The 1,467-nt window shown below is 63.3% G+C and carries 2 protein-coding genes; one reads left to right on the top strand and one right to left on the bottom strand.

Translation table 11 applies throughout. The features are described 5' to 3' along the window. Window positions 1-216: 216 nt before the first annotated feature. A complete protein-coding gene (locus C2U70_RS31665) occupies window positions 217-1,074 on the bottom strand; it encodes an oxidoreductase (protein WP_140982557.1) in 858 nt (285 codons plus the stop codon). Between the two features lie 117 nt (window positions 1,075-1,191). Here C2U70_RS31665 and C2U70_RS31660 point away from each other — a divergent pair. Beyond that, window positions 1,192-1,467 (top strand): TetR/AcrR family transcriptional regulator (locus C2U70_RS31660; RefSeq protein WP_140982556.1); only part of this gene is annotated, 276 nt, incomplete at its 3' end.

Here is a 1,467-nt window from a genome sequence, read left to right as displayed (position 1 = left end):
CCTTCGGAATCATGTTGTCGATGGGATTCAAGCCGGCCGCGTGGACCTGAACGAGAATCTCGTCCGGTTTGGGGACCGGCCGTGGAATATCGGCGAACGCGAGCTGGTCCGATCTGGCATAACGTTTGAGGACGAGTGCTCTCATGTTTTCCCTATGTCCGAAGGGGCTTGGCCGCGCCAGGTACGGCCGGCGGCGCCTGGATCCGCTGTACGCAGTCAGAAGGCTCGGGCGGTGCGAGCGGGCTGCGCCGTCGGTCGTGCGTCAAGCCGCAGGTCCTTCCGAATCCCGGCATCCACCAGGCCGGCCGGTGCAAATCGGCGAAGCAATCGCAGGCGGTTCGCGAGTTTGCCCGCTGTGTATCGGATTTTCGGGTGCGCCGCGCTGGCGGCCTTCAGGACGGTGTCCGCCACGACGCCGGGATGTTCGGCCGTTGCCATCACCTCGTTGACTCTCCTGGTCACGCCCTCGCGTGCCTCGCGATAGGCATCGAGCTTGGCATCTGGCTCCATGAAGTTCGCGTCGAACGGCGTCTTCGTATACGCGGGCTGGACGACCGAGACCCGGATGCCCCTCGTGCGCAGCTCATGGTCGAGCGATTCCGAATAGCCTTCCACGGCGTGCTTGGTTGCGGCATAGAGCGCGCCATAGGGCATCGGCAGAAAGCCGAGTACGGAGCCGATGTTGATGATGCGGCCGCTCCCCTCGCGTCGCATGTGAGGCACGACGGCGCGCGTCATTCGGACCAGTCCGAAGAAGTTCGTCTCGAAAATCGCTCGGGCCTGATCGATCGAGCTCTCTTCCGCCCCGGCAGGGGCAACGCCGAAGCCGGCATTGTTCACGAGCAGATCGACGCGGCCGTCGCGCCGCATCGTTTCGGCGACGGCGGCGTCCACGGAGTCATCGCTGGTCACGTCAAGCGACAGCATTTCGAACGATCGCTTGCTTGCCTGGGCTCCCCGTCGGCTGGTGCCGTAGACCTTGTAGCCGGCATTCGCGAGCCGCTCCGCCGTGGCTTCGCCGATGCCGGACGAGGCGCCGGTCACCAGCGCGATCTTCGGCTTGATCATGTGCATGAGCTTCTCCAATGCCGGGTCTGAAACCGTTTGATGACGGTCGTAATGATTGATATACATGACGATCGTAATTATATTTGTCAAGCCCCGTGACCCAGGACCCCTGACAGGAGCGACATGCGCGTTTCAAAAGAACAGGCTGCAAAGAACCGTGACCGCATTCTCGCGGCCGCCTCCCGACTCATGCGGGAGCGCGGCATCTCCGGCGTGGGCGTTGACGCGCTGACGGAGGCGGCCGGGATGACCCATGGCAGCCTGTACAGTCAGTTCGGATCCAAGGAACGGCTCGTCGAAGAAGCGGTGGCCCACGCGATCGCCGCCAAGGGGCGAGACGTGCCAGAGGTCTTTGCTCTCAGCGACTACGTTTCAGAATATCTATCGGCGGCGCATCGC

The sequence above is a fragment of the Bradyrhizobium guangdongense genome (assembly GCF_006483445.1).
In the GTDB taxonomy this organism is placed as follows: domain Bacteria; phylum Pseudomonadota; class Alphaproteobacteria; order Rhizobiales; family Xanthobacteraceae; genus Bradyrhizobium; species Bradyrhizobium guangdongense_A.
The sequence above is the reverse complement of the archived record's forward strand: the minus strand, read 5'-3'. Positions and strand labels throughout refer to the sequence as shown.